The following is a 16,142-nucleotide window of genomic DNA, read 5'->3' as shown; positions in this document are numbered from 1 at the left end:
TGCCTATACCGGCCGGGTGATGAAGATCTTCGAGAAGCGCAGCGACGCGGTGCTTGGCGTCTTCCGCGTGCTGAAGGACGGCACGTTCCGCATCGAGCCCGTCGAACGCCGTCAGCCGGAACTGATCGTCGACAAGGAATTCCAGAATGGCGCGAAAAACGGCGATCTCGTCGAGGTCGAGCCGGCGCGGGCATCCCGTTACGGGCTGCCCAGGGCAAAAGTGCTGGCGGTGCTGGGGTCCCTGACAAGCGAAAAGGCGGTCTCGATGATCGCCATCCATGCCCACGACATTCCCCATGTCTTTCCGGCGGACGTGATTGCCGAGGCCGAAGCGGTGAAACCGGCGACGCTCGATCACCGCGAGGATTGGCGCGACCTGCCGTTGGTGACCATCGATCCGGCCGATGCCAAGGACCATGACGACGCCGTCTTCGCCACCCCCGACACGGACGAGAAGAATCCCGGCGGCGTCGTCGTCACCGTGGCGATCGCCGATGTCGCGGCCTATGTGCGCTATGGAAAGCCGCTCGACCGCGAAGCCCTGAAGCGCGGCAATTCGGTCTATTTCCCGGACCGGGTCGTGCCGATGCTGCCCGAACGCATCTCCAACGACCTCTGCTCGCTGCGCGAAGGCGAGGACCGGCCGGCCATCGCCGTGCGCATCACCTTCTCCTCGGAAGGCCGCAAGCTGCGCCATTCCTTCCACCGTGTGATGATGAAGTCGGCGGCCAAGCTCGCCTACCCGCAGGCGCAAGCCGCGATCGACGGCGTGCCCGACGACAAGACCCGGCCGCTCCTCGACAGCATCCTGAAGCCGCTCTGGGATGCCTATGCCGTGCTGAAGCGCGGCCGCGACGCCCGCCAGCCGCTGGAGCTCGACCTGCCGGAACGCAAGATCCTGCTGAAGCCGGACGGCACCGTCGACCGGGTCGTGGTGCCGGAGCGTCTCGACGCGCACAAGCTCATCGAGGAGTTCATGATCCAGGCCAATGTCGCGGCGGCCGAGACCCTGGAGGGCAAGAAAGAGCCCCTTGTCTACCGCATCCATGACGCGCCGTCGCTCGCCAAGCAGGAATCGCTGCGTGAGTTCCTGCAAACGCTCAGCCTGTCCCTGGCGCGCGGCGCGCAGATGCGGCCCAGCCAGTTCAACGGCATTCTGGAACGGGTGCGCGGCGCCGACAACGAGGCGCTCGTCAACGAAGTGGTGCTGCGCTCGCAGAGCCAGGCCGAGTACTCGCCGAAGAACATCGGCCATTTCGGCCTCAACCTCCGTCGCTACGCGCATTTCACCTCGCCGATCCGCCGCTATGCCGATCTGATCGTCCACCGGGGGCTGATCTCGGCGCTTGGACTTGGGCCTGGCGGGCTGACGCAGCAGGAGGCGGATCGGCTGGAAGAGGTCGCCGCGCTGATCTCGGCCACGGAACGCCGCGCCATGGCCGCCGAGCGCGACACGGTCGACCGGCTGATCGCCGCCTATCTCGCCGAGCGCGTCAACGACACGTTCGACGCGCGCATCTCCGGCGTCACCAAGGCGGGGCTGTTTGTCCAATTGCCGCAGTATGGCGCCGACGGCTTTATCCCGGTGTCAACTCTGGGCGGCGACTACTATATCTATGACGAAACCGCCCGATCGCTGTTCGGCGAACGCACCGGCAAAGGCTATCAGCTTGCCGACCGCGTCGAAGTTCGGCTGGTCGAAGTCGCGCCGATGGCCGGCGCGATGCGTTTCGAGATGCTGACCGACCCGAAGCCCCTGCCCGGCTCGAGGCGGTCGTTCCACAAGGCCAAGGGCCGCGCCCGCGCGTCGCAACCGCGCGTCGGTCCGCGCGGCAGGAGAAGATGATGCCAGGCGATTCGCATGTGGAAGAGCAGGTTTTCGGTGGCGAGCATCACTCTGGCCGTGTCGCCCGTCCGCTGTGGACGGCGATCAAGCGCGGCCTTCTCGGCCGTTGCCCGCGTTGCGGCGAAGGCAAGCTGTTTTACGCCTTCACCAAGACCGTCGACACGTGCAGCGTCTGTGGCGAGGAGATCCATCACCATCGCGCGGACGACCTGCCTGCCTATCTGGTCATCGTCATTGTCGGCCACATCGTGGTTGGCTCGTTCATGGCAGTGGAAGCGACCACCACGCTGTCAAACTTACAGCACGCGCTGATCTGGGTGCCGCTGACCATCATTCTCGCGCTCGCACTTTTGCAACCGGTCAAGGGCGCCGTCATCGGCCTGCAATGGGCGCTTTATATGCACGGCTTCGGCGACGAGAAGGATGAATTCGAGAGCCATTCGTAAGCCAGGTCGCACCGCTGTCCGCCCTGGTTCAAGAGCCGCGACGCGCAAGCCACTTTCACATCAGGGAAGTTTCCGCTAGGTCGGGCGCATGGAAGGAATGACCAAGGCGGATGTCGACAAGCTCGATAAGGGCCTGGCCGTGCGCAGCGGCCGCGCGTTGCGTCCACGTGATGCCGCGACCCTTATTCTGCTCGATCGCCAGGGCAAGGATGTCCTGGTGCTGATGGGCAGGCGCCATGCCAGGCATGCCTTCATGCCCGGAAAATTCGTCTTTCCCGGCGGCCGCACCGATCCCGCGGACAGCCGCATTGCCGTCGGTGCGCCTCTGCGCGGCGAGGAAGAGAAAAAGCTGGTCGCCGGCCCCGGTCGCGCCAGTGCGGCGCGGGCGCGAGCAATCGCCCTGTCGGCGATTCGCGAGACCTATGAGGAAGCCGGCCTGCTGGTCGGCCGAAAGGGCGCCTTCTCGACCGCGAAGCGCGACTGGCAGGGTTTCGCCGAACATGGCGTCATCCCGTCGCTGGACGTGCTACGCTTCGTCGCCCGCGCCATCACCCCGCCCAATCGCGTGCGCCGTTTCGACACGCGTTTCTTCAGCGCCTGGCGCCACGACGTTGCCGTGGAATTGCCCGGCGGCGGCCCGACCAACGAGCTGGAGGAACTCGTCTGGCTGCCGCTTGCCGATGCCCGCAAGGCCGACATCCCGGACATCACCGGCATGATCCTGGAAGAACTGGAAGGTCGGCTTGCAGACGATCCCTTGCTGCGGCCGGGCGGCGCCGTGCCGTTCTTCCGGCTTGTCCGCAACCGCTTCGTCCGCGAAGTCCTTTAGAAGCAGAGCATTTTGGTCCCATGACGGTCGATACCCAACAACAGGGCGACGAACGCGTACACTGGCTGCCGATGGTCGCGGCTATCTCCTCGATCAGCGTCGTCGGCATCGCCATCGGCCTCGGCATGCCGCTGCTCAGCGTCATTCTGGAAAGCCGCGGCCACTCGGCTTCAATGATCGGCCTCAACACGGCCGTTGCCGGCCTCGCCTCGATCGCCGGCGCGCCTCTGGCCACGCCGCTTGCCATGCGGCTCGGCGTCGCCTGGACCATGCTGTTGATGATCGCCATCGGCGCGCTCGCCTTTGTCGGCTTTCACTTCGCGCCAGATTTCTGGATGTGGTTCCCGCTCCGCGTCGCCCTGCATATCTCGTTGACGGTGCTGTTCATCCTGTCGGAATTCTGGATCAGCACCTCCGCGCCGCCGAACCGCCGCGGCCTCGTGCTTGGCATCTACGCCACCGTTTTGTCGCTCGGCTTTGCCGCCGGACCCTGGCTGTTCGCCCATCTCGGCAGTTCGGGCTTCTTGCCATTCGGCGTCACCATAGCGCTGGTGACGCTTGCCGCGATTCCAGTGTTGGCGGCCCGCAACGAGAGCCCGACCATCGTCGCCGAGAGCGAGACCAGCCATTTCCTGCGCTACATCTGGCTGGTGCCGACCGCGACCTTCGCCGTGCTTGTCTTCGGCGCGGTCGAGACCGGCGGTTTCTCGCTCTTCCCCGTCTATGGCAGCCGGATCGGCTATTCCGAGGCCGACGCTGCACTTCTGCTGACGATGATCGGGCTCGGCAACGTGCTTCTGCAGATTCCGATCGGCATGATCAGCGACCGTGTCTCGGACCGGCGCCATCTGCTTCTGGGCTGCGCCACCGTAGGCCTGATCGGCACCGTCTTCATGCCCTTCTTCGCGCAGAACTGGCATCTTATGGCCGCCCTTCTGTTTGTCTGGGGCGGCGTCGTCGCGGCCATGTACACGATCGGCCTTGCCCATCTCGGCTCGCAGCTTTCCGGCCATGAGTTGGCGTCCGCCAACGCCGCCTTCGTGCTGTGCTACGGCGTCGGCATGGTGATCGGTCCGCAGGCGATCGGCATCGGCATGGATGCCTTCGGCCCCTCCGGCTTCGGCTGGTCGCTGGCGATCTTTTTCGCCGCCTACATGCTTCTGGTCCTGGTCCGGCTGGTGCGCAAGATTCTCTAATGCATGTCGCCCAGAAGTGTTCAGCGGTTCTGGGACAACGACATGCATCAAAATAAGGACCTAAAGCGCGTCGCCTGAATCTGTTTCAGCGCGACGCGCTTTGGGCGGACGCCGCCGGCATCGGACATCCTGACATCACCGTGTCAGCAGCACCCCTGCTATACCCTGCCTCTAATGCAAGGCAGGAGAATTGAGATGATCGACAGCGGCTTTGAAACCAGATCCCTCAGGATGGAACTGCTTCTGCTCGTCACATTCCAGGCGCCAGCCGCCGATGTCGAGCGCATCATGGAGGCGGTGGTGGCGATCACCCCGCTGCGCATGGGCAAATATGACAGCAACGCCTATCAGTCGGCGCAAGGCATCGAGCGCTACCGGCCGCTCGAGGGCGCCGCTGCCGGCGCTGAGAACGAACTGCGCCGGCGCCCCGGGACCGTCGAAGTGTCGTTCGAGATCGCCGACGACCAGGCGCTCGCCGCCCGTGTCGTCGAGGCGATATTCCAGGCCCATTCCTACCAGGAGCCCGTCATCCGCATCCAGCCGCTGCTCGCCAGCCGCTCCAAGGGCCTCGACGACCGCGCCAATCCGAATCGCTGGTGGAACACGACGGGCGACTGGAAAAAGAAGGGGCAGTTGGTCGAGCACAACGCCTGAAGCGTGAACTCCGACGATGCCGAAATGAGGCGAAGGAGGCGCCCGGGCTTGACTTTCCGGACGCGTTCTTTATGTGTCGCGCCAAGTTTCCCGCGTCCGGGTGTTTTCCCCGTGCTCCAGCGGCCAAAACTCCACGAACATTAACGGACGAACATCATGGCCAAAGCCGCAAACATCAAGATCAAGCTTCTGTCGACCGCCGACACCGGGTTCTTCTACGTGACCAGCAAGAACAGCCGTACCAAGACGGACAAGCTCTCGTTCCGCAAGTACGATCCGGTCGCCAAGAAGCACGTCGAGTTCAAGGAAACCAAGATCAAGTAATCCGGTTTCCCGCCGTGTAAGCCAAAAGCGCCGCCCTTGGGGCGGCGTTTTTGTTTTCAGGAGGGACCGGCGGCAAGGGAACCGCGCCGCTGTTCAGCGCTGGTTCCCGGTCAAAAACCTAAAGCGCATGGAGCGAATCCGAAGATCGCGACGCGCTTTAGTCTTTTGAAAAAAGGGGGCCGGTCGGCGTTTGGCAGCGGTACGAGGAGGCCACTATGTGCCAGCGCCGGCCGGCCGACCCCACGGACCCAGGAGATGCGGCGGACCTGAGCATCATGGGGTATTTTTCGGATCGAGCCGGCTAGTCTACCCTCGTGCCGGCTTTGCCTTCTGTCTATGCGCCGCAGATTTGCGCAAGACCTTATAAAAATCAACCATTTCTTAACCACCGCTCGCGAATCGCTCGGGTTAAGGTAAATTCCTAACCTTGTGGGGACGGCCGGGAATCGGCGCCTTTTGCAGGCATGCCGCTGAAGCGCGAGCATGCGCGAAATCTAAATCTAGAGCATAAACAGCGGGTCGGGAAGATGGCGAGGCGCTTCAAGCCGCCTTGGCGACCACTCGGTTGCGGCCGCCGCTTTTGGCTTCATAGAGCGCAAGGTCGGCGCGCTTCATCAGCGCCGCGACGCTGTCGGTTCCCTTCAGAAGCGAGGATACGCCGACGCTGACCGTCACCTCGATCGTCTTGCCGTCGCTCCCGATGGCAAAAGGCGCCTGGGCGATCTCGGCGCGGATGCGCTCGGCCACCTTCTCGGCGACCGCGCCGTCGGTGTCGGGCATAACAACGACGAACTCCTCCCCGCCGAAGCGGCAGGCGAGATCGATGCCGCGCACATTCTTGCGCAGCCGCCTGGCGAATTCCCGCAGCACGTCGTCGCCGCCGTCATGGCCATAGGTGTCGTTGATCGACTTGAAGCGGTCGAGATCGGTGATCATCACCGACAGCGGCCGCCGCCGCGCTGCGGCGCGATCGAACAGCGTCTGCAGGTGGCTGTCGAGGTAGCGCCGGTTGTGCAGCCCGGTCAGCCCGTCGATCACCGCCATCTCGATCGTCTGGGCGACGCTGGCGCGCAATTGGTCGTTGTAGCGCTTGCGCCGCACCTGTGTGCGCAGCCGCGCCATCAATTCGTGCTGGTCGATCGGCCGGATCAGGTAGTCGTTGATGCCGAGCTCCAGTCCGCGCAGGATGCGGCCCTCCTCACCCTCGTCGGCGAGCAGCATGATCGGCAGGAAGCGGGTGCGGTCGAGCGAACGCAGTTGCGAGCACAGCCTCAGCGCATCGAAGCCGGAGAAGGCGGTCGAGATCAGCACGCATTCATACGGCGTCTCCGCCGCCTGGAAGAACCCTGCATTCGGATCGGTCGCGACATCGAGCTCGGCGCTGTGGCGCAGCATCTTCTGGATGCGTTCGACCGAGGATCTGCGCTCGTCGATGAGAAGCACCTTCGGCTTGACGTCTTCGGTCGCGAAATCACGGCTCAGAAGTTCCTCGATCCCGATATTGCGCGTGGTCGATGCGCGCAGCCTGAGCTCGTCGGTCAGCGACTTCAGCCTGACGAGGCTCTTCACGCGCGTCATCAGCTGCAGGTCGTTGACCGGCTTGGTCAGGAAATCGTCCGCGCCGGCCTCGAGGCCGCGCACCCGGTCCGAGACCTGGTCGAGCGCGGTGATCATGACCACCGGTATATGCGAGGTCGCCGGATCACCCTTCAGGCGTTTGCAGACCTCGAACCCGTCCATGCCCGGCATCATCACGTCGAGCAGCACGACGTCGACCTTGCCGTTCTCGCAGGTCTCGATCGCATCAGGGCCGTTATTGGCCGTCAGCACCTCGAAATACTCGGCAAGCAGCCGAACCTCCAGCAGCCGCACATTGGCGGGGATATCGTCGACGACGAGGATCCGCGCGGTCATCTCAAAAGGCTCCGGTTCTGCTGGTCACGGGCATCAGGCATCGCCCAGATAGGATTTGATCGTCTCGATGAAGCGCGGCACCGAGATCGGCTTGGAGATATAGGCCTCGCAGCCGCCCTGGCGGATGCGCTCCTCATCGCCTTTCATCGCGAAGGCGGTGACGGCGATGACGGGGATCGAATGCAATTCGTCGTCTTCCTTCAGCCATTTGGTCACTTCCAGGCCGGAGACCTCGGGCAGCTGGATGTCCATCAAAATGAGGTCCGGCCGGTGCTGGCGCGCCAGATCCAACGCCTCCAACCCGTTGCGCGTGCGGACCGTCTCGTAACCGCTGGCTTCGATGAGGTCCCGAAAGAGCTTCATGTTGAGCTCGTTGTCCTCGACGATCATGACCTTCTTAGCCATCAATTTCCCGTCCCGACCGCCCTCGAAGTCGAAGACCGTCGTAATGCGTCTCCTCGGACCGCACCCAACCCTTTCCACCCTAGCCCAATATAATTGATGAAACGGAAACCGGAGGTTGGAAAGCTGCACCAATTCCAACTTCGGGCGTTTTGTGGGAGAGAGCGGAGGCTTGCCGCAAGCGACGCTTGCCGTTACTGCGTTAGCAGACTCAAAAATCCACCATTCCAAAGGTAATGATGGCGAACGCAGCGTCAATGCGCGAGGAAGCGGAAACCATTGCCGTCAAGGCGCTGGGCTTCGTCGCCGCCGATCCGGAACTTCTGCCCCGCTTCCTGGCGATCACCGGCATTGAGGCCAACTCGATCCGCAAGGCCGCCGCGGAGCCTGGCTTCCTTGCCGGCGTTCTGCAATTCATCCTCGCTCATGAGCCGACGCTGCTGCGCTTCGCCGAGGAGACCGGCACGCCGCCAGCCGCCGTCGGCAAGGCATTGCGCGCGCTCCCGCTCGGCAACGACGATCACGAGCGCTCGACATGAGCGACGATCCCGAGACGGCGCGGCAGATCGAGGAACTTGCCGCCGACGACCGGCCGCTGCTGGTGCTCGACGTCGACGATGTCGTGCTCGAATTCGTCCGGCCCTTTCCGCATTTCCTCAAAACACGCGGTTTCGGGCTGACGCTGAATTCGTTCCGCCTCACCGGCAACATCGCCGAAACGGCGACCGGCCGGCTGATCGAACAGCCGGAAGTGACGGCGCTGCTGGGCGAATTCTTCGACAGCCAGGCGGATTGGCAAAGCATCACCGAGGGCGCGGCGGATGCCCTGGCGATGCTTGGACGAAGCGCCGAGATCGTCCTGCTGACCGCGATGCCGCACAAGCATCGCGCCGTGCGCCGCGCCCATCTCGATGCGCTGGGACTCGACTACCCGCTGCTGACCACGGAGATGGCCAAGGGGCCGGCCATCGCGAAACTGCGGGGCTTCAAGGGTCGGCCGGTCGCCTTTGTCGACGACCAGCCCTCCAACCTCGTCTCGGCGCGCAATTCCGTGGCCGACGCCCACCTCTTCCATCTGATGGCCGACAACTCGCTGCGCGCCTTCCTGCCGCCGACGCCGGAAGACATCATCTCGGTCGAGGACTGGCGCGAGGCCGCGCCCAAGATCGCTGCCGCGCTCCGTATTTAGAGCGTTTCACCGTTTCACGGAAACGGGCGAACCACTCTATCTCCTTGTTTTTACGCAATTCCGGACGGAAAACCGCTCACACTTTTCCTGGAATTGCTCTAGCGCGAATGCTTCAGGGCTGCAGCTTAGCGCCCGCCCCGCCATTGTTGCCGCCGTCCGAATCGTCGCCTCCAGTGGAATCGTCCGTTCCGTTCGCGCCGTCATCGCCGCTCGAATTGTCGTCCTGTCCAGCGCTGTCGTCCTGGACCTCGTCCGGGCCCTTCAGCATCGCACCATTGACTGCGACAGACCCATCGGCCTTGGTGTTGATCACCCACTCCAGGCGACCGTCTGGCAACGTCTTGCCGAAGCCCTTGACGGCCAGGGCAAAGGGGAAGGCCTGCGCCATCTGCTCATCGCTCTTGGCTCCTTCTTTCAGGGCATCGACGATCTTGTCATAACCGGCGACGTCAACGGTCAAGGTCGCATCCGGTTTCTCGCCTGGAAATGTCATCTCGCCTTCCAGCGCGACCTCGATGTCGCCGTTCTTCACCGTGCTGTGCCCGATGACGACCTTGGGATTCTTGGCCTTGAAATCGGCGACCAGAGCTTTGCCGAATTCATCCGAGAGCGGTGGTTCCTTGTTGAGATCAAAGGCTTCGATCGCCTTCTTCGCCATCGTATCGAGATCGATATTGGCGCCGCCGAAATTCAGGTCGATGTCGGTTGGCAGCAAGGGGGTGGTCCATTCGGGCAGGGTCTGATGCGGGATCGTCAGCCCCGAGGCCTTGATCGTGTAATCGACCTTGCCGTTCTGGGAGACGCCGTCCATGCCGAATGCGGTGCTGAATTGCTTCGCCCCGAACTTGCCGACAGGGCTCTCCACCTCGAAATCCTTGAACCCGTAATTGCCGTCGATCCTTTGCCAGATCGGCAGCGCGGCCAGCATCAGCGATTTGAGCTCTGCCTGGTTCGCCTTGAGTTTGGCTTCGTCCTCATTCGCCACGGCAAAGGCAAGCAGGTCGAGCAGCGGCTTGGTCCGCACGCCCTTGCCGGTTGCGTCAACGGAAAGTTCCGGCGTTTTCAAGGTGAGCGGAAAATTCATCCCGTTGTCGGGATCGTTGACCTTGATGGTCTCGACGAAGTCCGAGACCTTTTGAGTCGCCGTGAAGTCTACGCCGCCACTGGCGGATTTGGTCGCGACAACGGTGGCGGTGCCGGCGCCCGTCGAGGCCTCGGCCTGCTGCTTGGTGTCCCGGGAGGTCATGGTCATCCCGGCCAAGGAGCTGGTTGCATTGGTGAAGGCCGCAAGGGCCGGATCGTAGACGCTGGTCAGCTTGCCGTCCTTGATCGTGAATTCCATGCTCTGGCGGCCTTCCGGCCCATCGAACTCGAATGACGCGCCCTGCGAGAAATCCGACGAGACGTCCCACGACCCGTCGCTGCGCGGCTTCACCATCAGCGCGTACGGGGCCATGTCGAACTTCAGGAGCTTCTGCTCCGGCACCGCATTGACGAGCGCTTTGATGTCGAGCGCGATCTTGTAGGCGTTGCCCTCCACCGAAACCTTGAGCACGCCCTTGTCGAACGCCTGCTTGCCGAAATAGCGCGCCAGATCGTCGGAAAGCTGCTTGGCGCCCTGGCTGTCCACGGTCTGGGCAATGGCTGGCGCGCTGAGCGCGAGGGCAAAGGCAAGTGGCAAAATACGCTTCACGTCGGTTCTCCGTGCTGTCGGAAGACGAAACAATGGTGCTTCTGGTAGGCAAGAAGCGTTACAGCCGCAAGACGCCGACTGTAGGCCAAAAGCGCATCCGGCTAAAGCATCAGCCGCATCAGCGGCCGGCCGGGCTTGCGTTCGACAAGCCTCTCGAAGCCGGCCTTCTCGAACACCCGCGACGAGCCGACGAAAAGCCCGATCGAGCGCGAATCGCGCGACAGGTCGATCGGGCAGGCTTCCAGCAGCCTCGCCCCATTCTCGCGCGCAAAGGCGATGCCGCCCGCAACGAGCCTATGCGAGACGCCGCGGCCCCTCGCTTTGACGCGGATGAAGAAGCAGGAGATCGCCCAGACGGCCGGATCGCCGGCGTCGGCCGGATCGATCGGCGCCGAGCCCCTGCCCTGATTGTTCCACTCGGGCACGTCGGCGCGCGGGCCGACCTGCATCCAGCCGACGGCCTTGCCGTCTTCGAACGCCAGGAGCCCCGGCGGCGGACCCGCCTCGATGCGTGCCTTGATGAGATCCTTGTTGCGCTCCTTGTCGCTGGCGCGGCGCTCCGCCGGCGCCAGCCGGAAATGCGTGCACCAGCAGCCGTAACAGGCACCCTGCTTGCCGAAGAGGTCCTCGAAATCGGCCCAGCGCTCGGGGGTCAGCGGTGCTATGGTCATGCTCATGCGTTCTCCCCAGGCCAAGCTTGTTGCCAGCCCTGCGCTGTCGTACCATTGCGTTTGTTCTCTTTATGTTCGCAGCGATGGCGGCTCCTGTCAACAATCCCGAACACGGTTTTTGCCGTGACTGCCTGGCGCTCCAGCGCTCGGAGACGCGTCGCTGCGATCGCTGCGGCAGTCCGCGCCTTGTCCGGCACACGGAGCTCTACCGGCTCAAGATCGCCCATATCGATTGCGACGCCTTCTACGCGGCGATCGAAAAGCGCGACAATCCGGCGCTGAAGGACAAGCCGGTCATCGTCGGCGGCGGCCGTCGCGGCGTCGTCTCCACCGCCTGCTACATCGCACGCATCCAGGGCGTTCGCTCGGCCATGCCAATGTTCAAGGCGCTGGAACTCTGCCCGGAAGCGGTGGTGATTCCGCCCAACATGGAGAAATATGTCGGCGTCGGCCGTCAGGTCCGCGCGTTGATGCTGGCGTTGACGCCGCAGGTCGAGCCGCTATCGATCGACGAGGCGTTTCTCGACCTCGCCGGCACCGAGCGTCTGCACGGCATGCCGCCGGCGCTGGTGCTGGCGCGCTTCGCGCAGACGGTGGAAAAGGAACTCGGCATCACCGTCTCGGCGGGCCTTTCCTACTGCAAGTTCCTGGCCAAGATCGCCTCGGATTTCCGCAAGCCGCGCGGCTTTTCGGTGATCGGCGAAGCGGAGGCGCCGAGCTTTCTCGCCGCGCAGCCGGTGACGCTGATCTGGGGCGTGGGCAAGGCTTTGGCCGCGACGCTGGAGCGCGACGGCATCCGCATGATCGCGCAGTTGCAGCGCATGGAGCGCGGCGATCTGATGCGCCGCTATGGCGTCATGGGCGACCGGCTCTACCGGCTCTCGCGCGGCGAGGACGACCGCCCGGTCGACCCCGGCGGCGACGCCAAGAGCGTGTCGGCCGAGACTACCTTCGACACCGATATCGGAGCCCTGGCGGATCTGGTGCCGGTGCTGCGCGGTCTGTCGGAAAAGGTCTCGGCGCGGCTGAAGAAATCCGGCATTGCGGGGCGAACCGTGGTGCTGAAGCTCAAAACGCAGGATTTCAAGACCCGCACCCGCAACCGCCAGCTCGGCGATCCGACGCGCCTTGCCGACCGCATCTTCCAGACCGGCCTCGACCTGTTGCGCCGCGAAGCCGACGGCACGAAGTTCCGCCTGCTCGGCATCGGGGTCAGCGATCTCTCCCATGACGACAAGGCCGACCCGCCCGACCTGGTCGACCTGCAATCGCGCAAGCGCGCGCTGGCCGAAGGCGCGATGGACACGTTGCGCGACAAGTTCGGCAGGAAAGCCGTCGAGACCGGCTATACATTCGGCAAGGGCCGTGCCGCCAACCCGCCCGAGCCGTTGGAGGATTGAGGTTTAAAGAGCAATTCCGGGAAAAGTGTGAGCGGTTTTCCGTCCGGAATTGCGTCAAAGCAAAGGTCAGTTGCGCTTCAGGTCGATCCGGCTGGTCACCACCATCTTGCCGGTGGCGGGATCCATGTCGGTCACCGTCATGCGCATATTGTCCGGCCCGGTCTTCTCGACCGTCAGCTCCGCGTCGCGGTCGCCATTGACGACTTTCGCCCAATGGATGTCGAGGTCGATCGCATCGCCCTTGCGGCTTCCGTTGAGCCCGGCGGGTCCGCTGCGCGAGCCGATATAGGTGCCAGTGTAGCTCGCTCCGCTGACCTTCAGGTCGGCGCGGATTTCGCGCGACATGATCAGCAGTGCGCGGCAGGTGCCATCAAGCGACAGGGAGTCCGCCGTCGCGTCCGAGGTGAAGGTGCAGTTAATGTTCATCACCGGCGTGTTCGTCCTGATCCTGACCGTTCCCTTGCCGGAAAACTCACCCTGCAGCGAACGCAGGAAGGCCGCCTCGTCGGCATGCGCGCCGGTCGCGCAGAAAAGACAGGCGGCGGCCAGCCAAGCAGCGGTCGATTTCATCAAGGTGTTCCCCTCTCGCGATCACTAGTAGAATTCCAGGAAAGTACGAAACGGTTCGGCCGGCGCCTGCCGACGGAAGGCGTGGGCTTAACGGATGCCCAGGCGTCAGGTTCCGCCGCGGCGATGACTGTTTTTTGACACGAATCCCTGGCCCAGTGGAATGACGCCGCTAACGGTTGCAGGCCAGGCCCGGGCTTGCGAGATAGAGGCCCAAATGGCACCCGCTCCCTCGATCCCCAAAGCCGCATTCTGGATGGCGCTGTCAATCGCCTCCTTCCTGGCGATGACCGTTGCTGGCCGCGCCACGACCAGCGATCTCAACGTCTTCCAGGTGCTGGAGCTGCGCTCGGTGATCGGTTTCTTCATCCTGCTGCCGCTGGTGATAACAAGCGGCGGCTTCCCGGCGATGCTCACGAAACGCCCGTTCACGCATATCGCCCGCAATGTCATCCACTATACCGGCCAGGCGGCGTGGCTCTATGCGCTGACGCTGATACCGCTCGCCGTGCTGATTTCCATTGAATTCACCACACCGATCTGGACCGCGGTTTTCGCAGTCGGTTTTCTTGGCGAACGGCTCTCCAGGCCTAGGCTGACGGCTATCGTGCTCGGCCTGATCGGGGTGATCATCATCGTGCGTCCAGGCGTCAGCTCGGTCAACCCGGGGCAGCTCATCGTGCTGGGCGCCGCGGTCTGCTTCGGTTGTTCGGTGGTCATGGTGAAATCGCTGACGAGGACAGACAGCGTCGTGCGCATTATCTTCTGGATGCTGATCATCCAGTCGGTGCTCGGCCTGCTGCCCGCGCTCTACGAGTGGCGCAACCCGCCGCTTGCGCTTTGGCCATGGATCGTGGTGATTGCTTTCACAGGCATGTCGTCGCACTTCTGCATGGCGCGCGCGCTGGCCTATGCGGACGCCACCCTCATCTCGCCGATGGATTTCCTGCGCGTACCGCTGTCGGCGTTTGTCGGCTGGCTACTCTATCACGAACAGATCGACATCTTCACCGCCGGCGGCGCGGCGCTGATTCTGGCCGGCAACCTGCTCAATTTGCAGAAGAAGACGCCGCAAGTGGCGGAGGCTGAGGCGGCAACGCCCTGAGCTAAACCAGCTCTACTTCCACCACACCCGGCACCGCCCGCATTGCCGACGCCACTTGCGGTGAAATGCGGTAGCGATTGGGCAGCTCGATCTCGACCTCGCCCTGGCCGGCTTCCTTGATCAGCACGAAGCTCACCTGCCCTTCGCCCTTGACCGAAAGCTGGTTGGCCAGCGTGCCGAGTGGTGCCGCGTCGCGCACGAAGATGCGCAACGCCTTCTGGATGCGGCTGGCTTCGTCCTCCAGCGACTGCACGGTCTGGATGCGCAGATTGATGCCTTCCGGCCGGTCTTCGGCCGAAACGGTGATCACCACCGAGCGGCCGGGCTCCAGCATGTCGCGATACTGCGCCAGCCCTTCCGAGAACAGTACCGCCTCATACTGGCCGGTCGTATCGGAAAACTGCACCACGCCCATCTTGTTGCCGGTGCGGGTCTTGCGCTCCTGCTTGGTGGTGACGGTGCCGGCAAGCCGCCCGGCGGCCGCGCCCCGTTTGACCGCGGCCGAGAATTCCGCCCAGTTCTGCACGCGCATCTTCTGAAGCGCTGCCTTGTACTCGTCGAGCGGATGCGCGGAGAGATAGAAGCCCACCACCTGGAACTCGCGATGCAGCCGGTCGGCGGCAAGCCAAGGGTCGGTCGCCGGCAGGTTGAGCGCCTGCGACTGGCTGCCAAGGGATGCGCCAAAGATGTCGGCCTGACCGGAAATGGCGTTCTGCTGCGCCAGCGAGGCAAGCCCCATCATCCTCTCGACGCCGGCCATCATCTGGGCGCGGTCATGGCCGAAGCAATCCAACGCGCCGGCCATGATCAGGCTTTCGAGGACGCGCTTGCCGACGATCTTCGGATCGACCCGTTCGCAGAAATCGGCAAGGTTCTTGAACGGCTTCTCGCCGCGCACGGCGACGATATGCTCGACCGCCGCATCGCCGACGCCCTTCAGCGCCGCCAGCGAATAGAAGATCTTGTTCTCGCCCACTTCGAACGGGCGGAAGCTGGTCATCACCGACGGCGCCACCACCTCGATGCCAAGGCGCATGGCGTCCTGGCGGAAGTCGGCCAGCTTGTCTGTATTGCTCATGTCGAGCGTCATCGACGCCGCGAGGAACTCGACCGGGTAATGCGCCTTGAGATAGGCGGTCTGATAGGAAACCACGGCATAAGCCGCCGCGTGCGACTTGTTGAAGCCGTAGTCGGCGAATTTCGCCAGCAGATCGAAGATGAAGTCGGCCTGCGGCTTGGAGACGCCCCGCTCGACCGCGCCGGAGACGAAGCGCTCGCGCTGCTTGTCCATCTCGGCGCGGATCTTCTTGCCCATGGCGCGGCGCAAAAGGTCGGCTTCGCCAAGCGAATAGCCGGACAGCTCCTGCGCGATCTGCATCACCTGTTCCTGGTAGACGATGACGCCTTGCGTCTCCTTCACCAGATGGTCGATCTTGGGATGGATCGAGGCCATCTCCTCCTCGCCATGCTTTCTGGCGTTGTACGTCGGGATATTCTCCATCGGACCGGGGCGATAGAGCGCCACCAGCGCGATGATGTCCTCGATGCAGTCCGGTCGCATGCCGATCAGCGCCTTGCGCATGCCAGCACTTTCAACCTGGAACACGCCGACGACCTCGCCGCGCGACAGCATCGAATAAGTCTCTTTGTCGTCGAGTGGAATGCGGGCAAGGTCGATATCGACGCCGCGTCGGCGGATGAGCTTCACCGCAGTTTCCAGCACGGTCAGCGTCTTCAGGCCGAGGAAGTCGAACTTCACCAGCCCGGCCTGCTCGACATATTTCATGTTGAACTGGGTGACCGGCATGTCCGAGCGCGGATCGCGGTACATCGGCACCAGCTCGGACAACGGCCGGTCGCCGATGACGATGCCGGCGGCATGCGTCGAGGCATGGCGATAAAGGCC

General features: G+C 63.6%; 16 protein-coding genes. 10 read left to right on the top strand and 6 right to left on the bottom strand.

Annotated elements, in window-relative coordinates:
* The 6 genes from rnr to rpmG all read left to right on the top strand — a co-directional run.
* Positions 1–1,846, top strand: a 1,846-nt coding sequence (rnr, locus tag EOA23_RS21185) for a ribonuclease R (RefSeq protein WP_127305575.1), incomplete at its 5' end; no start/stop codon positions are given.
* Entirely contained in the window at positions 1,846–2,292 is a 447-nt protein-coding gene (locus EOA23_RS21180; RefSeq protein WP_041008907.1) for a DUF983 domain-containing protein, read from the top strand. The genes rnr and EOA23_RS21180, both read left to right, overlap by 1 nt.
* Before the next feature lie 88 nt (positions 2,293–2,380).
* Positions 2,381–3,121: an NUDIX hydrolase gene (locus EOA23_RS21175; protein ID WP_127305574.1), complete on the top strand. Its 741-nt coding sequence runs from the start codon at positions 2,381–2,383 to the stop codon at positions 3,119–3,121.
* Between the two features lie 20 nt (positions 3,122–3,141).
* Complete coding sequence (locus EOA23_RS21170; RefSeq protein WP_126060507.1) at positions 3,142–4,317, top strand: MFS transporter; 1,176 nt, start codon at positions 3,142–3,144, stop codon at positions 4,315–4,317.
* A 195-nt stretch (positions 4,318–4,512) separates the two neighbouring features.
* Positions 4,513–4,971: a hypothetical protein gene (locus EOA23_RS21165; RefSeq protein ID WP_127305573.1), complete on the top strand. Its 459-nt coding sequence runs from the start codon at positions 4,513–4,515 to the stop codon at positions 4,969–4,971.
* Between the two features lie 156 nt (positions 4,972–5,127).
* Positions 5,128–5,295 (top strand): 50S ribosomal protein L33, encoded by a 168-nt coding sequence (gene rpmG / locus EOA23_RS21160; protein ID WP_006201775.1) that lies wholly within the window; start codon positions 5,128–5,130, stop codon positions 5,293–5,295.
* A gap of 540 nt (positions 5,296–5,835) precedes the next feature.
* On the opposite strand, the gene EOA23_RS21150 is transcribed toward rpmG, so the two are convergent.
* The gene (locus EOA23_RS21150; protein WP_127305572.1) at positions 5,836–7,209 is read right to left on the bottom strand and encodes a PleD family two-component system response regulator; all 1,374 of its coding nucleotides are present in this window, start codon (positions 7,207–7,209) and stop codon (positions 5,836–5,838) included.
* Positions 7,210–7,242: 33 nt separating this feature from the next.
* Positions 7,243–7,614, bottom strand: coding sequence for a response regulator (locus tag EOA23_RS21145; RefSeq protein WP_027166515.1), 372 nt, complete (start codon positions 7,612–7,614; stop codon positions 7,243–7,245).
* Positions 7,615–7,850: 236 nt separating this feature from the next.
* On the opposite strand from EOA23_RS21145, the gene EOA23_RS21140 reads away from it, so the two are divergent.
* Both EOA23_RS21140 and EOA23_RS21135 read left to right on the top strand, forming a co-directional pair.
* Complete coding sequence (locus tag EOA23_RS21140; RefSeq protein ID WP_112127631.1) at positions 7,851–8,150, top strand: DUF3572 domain-containing protein; 300 nt, start codon at positions 7,851–7,853, stop codon at positions 8,148–8,150.
* A complete protein-coding gene (locus tag EOA23_RS21135) occupies positions 8,147–8,800 on the top strand; it encodes a hypothetical protein (RefSeq protein WP_126060504.1) in 654 nt (217 codons plus the stop codon). The genes EOA23_RS21140 and EOA23_RS21135 overlap by 4 nt, the downstream gene beginning before the upstream one ends.
* A 112-nt stretch (positions 8,801–8,912) precedes the next feature.
* Here EOA23_RS21135 and EOA23_RS21130 read toward each other — a convergent pair whose 3' ends face one another.
* Both EOA23_RS21130 and EOA23_RS21125 read right to left on the bottom strand, forming a co-directional pair.
* Positions 8,913–10,493, bottom strand: coding sequence for a hypothetical protein (locus EOA23_RS21130; RefSeq protein WP_127305571.1), 1,581 nt, complete (start codon positions 10,491–10,493; stop codon positions 8,913–8,915).
* A gap of 101 nt (positions 10,494–10,594) precedes the next feature.
* Complete coding sequence (locus EOA23_RS21125) at positions 10,595–11,170, bottom strand: GNAT family N-acetyltransferase (protein WP_127305570.1); 576 nt, start codon at positions 11,168–11,170, stop codon at positions 10,595–10,597.
* Positions 11,171–11,235: 65 nt separating this feature from the next.
* On the opposite strand from EOA23_RS21125, the gene EOA23_RS21120 reads away from it, so the two are divergent.
* Positions 11,236–12,564, top strand: coding sequence for a DNA polymerase IV (locus EOA23_RS21120; protein ID WP_127305569.1), 1,329 nt, complete (start codon positions 11,236–11,238; stop codon positions 12,562–12,564).
* Between the two features lie 66 nt (positions 12,565–12,630).
* Here EOA23_RS21120 and EOA23_RS21115 read toward each other — a convergent pair whose 3' ends face one another.
* On the bottom strand, positions 12,631–13,134 hold the full coding sequence (locus EOA23_RS21115; RefSeq protein ID WP_126060500.1) for a hypothetical protein: 504 nt from the start codon (positions 13,132–13,134) through the stop codon (positions 12,631–12,633).
* A gap of 214 nt (positions 13,135–13,348) precedes the next feature.
* Here EOA23_RS21115 and EOA23_RS21110 point away from each other — a divergent pair, with 214 nt between their 5' ends.
* Positions 13,349–14,236, top strand: coding sequence for a DMT family transporter (locus tag EOA23_RS21110; RefSeq protein WP_127305568.1), 888 nt, complete (start codon positions 13,349–13,351; stop codon positions 14,234–14,236).
* A 1-nt stretch (position 14,237) separates the two neighbouring features.
* On the opposite strand, the gene dnaE is transcribed toward EOA23_RS21110, so the two are convergent.
* Positions 14,238–16,142 (bottom strand): DNA polymerase III subunit alpha (gene dnaE / locus EOA23_RS21105; RefSeq protein ID WP_127305567.1); only part of this gene is annotated, 1,905 nt, incomplete at its 5' end.

It is taken from the genome of Mesorhizobium sp. M2A.F.Ca.ET.042.01.1.1 (genome assembly GCF_003997405.1).
Classification (GTDB): domain Bacteria; phylum Pseudomonadota; class Alphaproteobacteria; order Rhizobiales; family Rhizobiaceae; genus Mesorhizobium.
The sequence above is the reverse complement of the archived record's forward strand: the minus strand, read 5'-3'. Positions and strand labels throughout refer to the sequence as shown.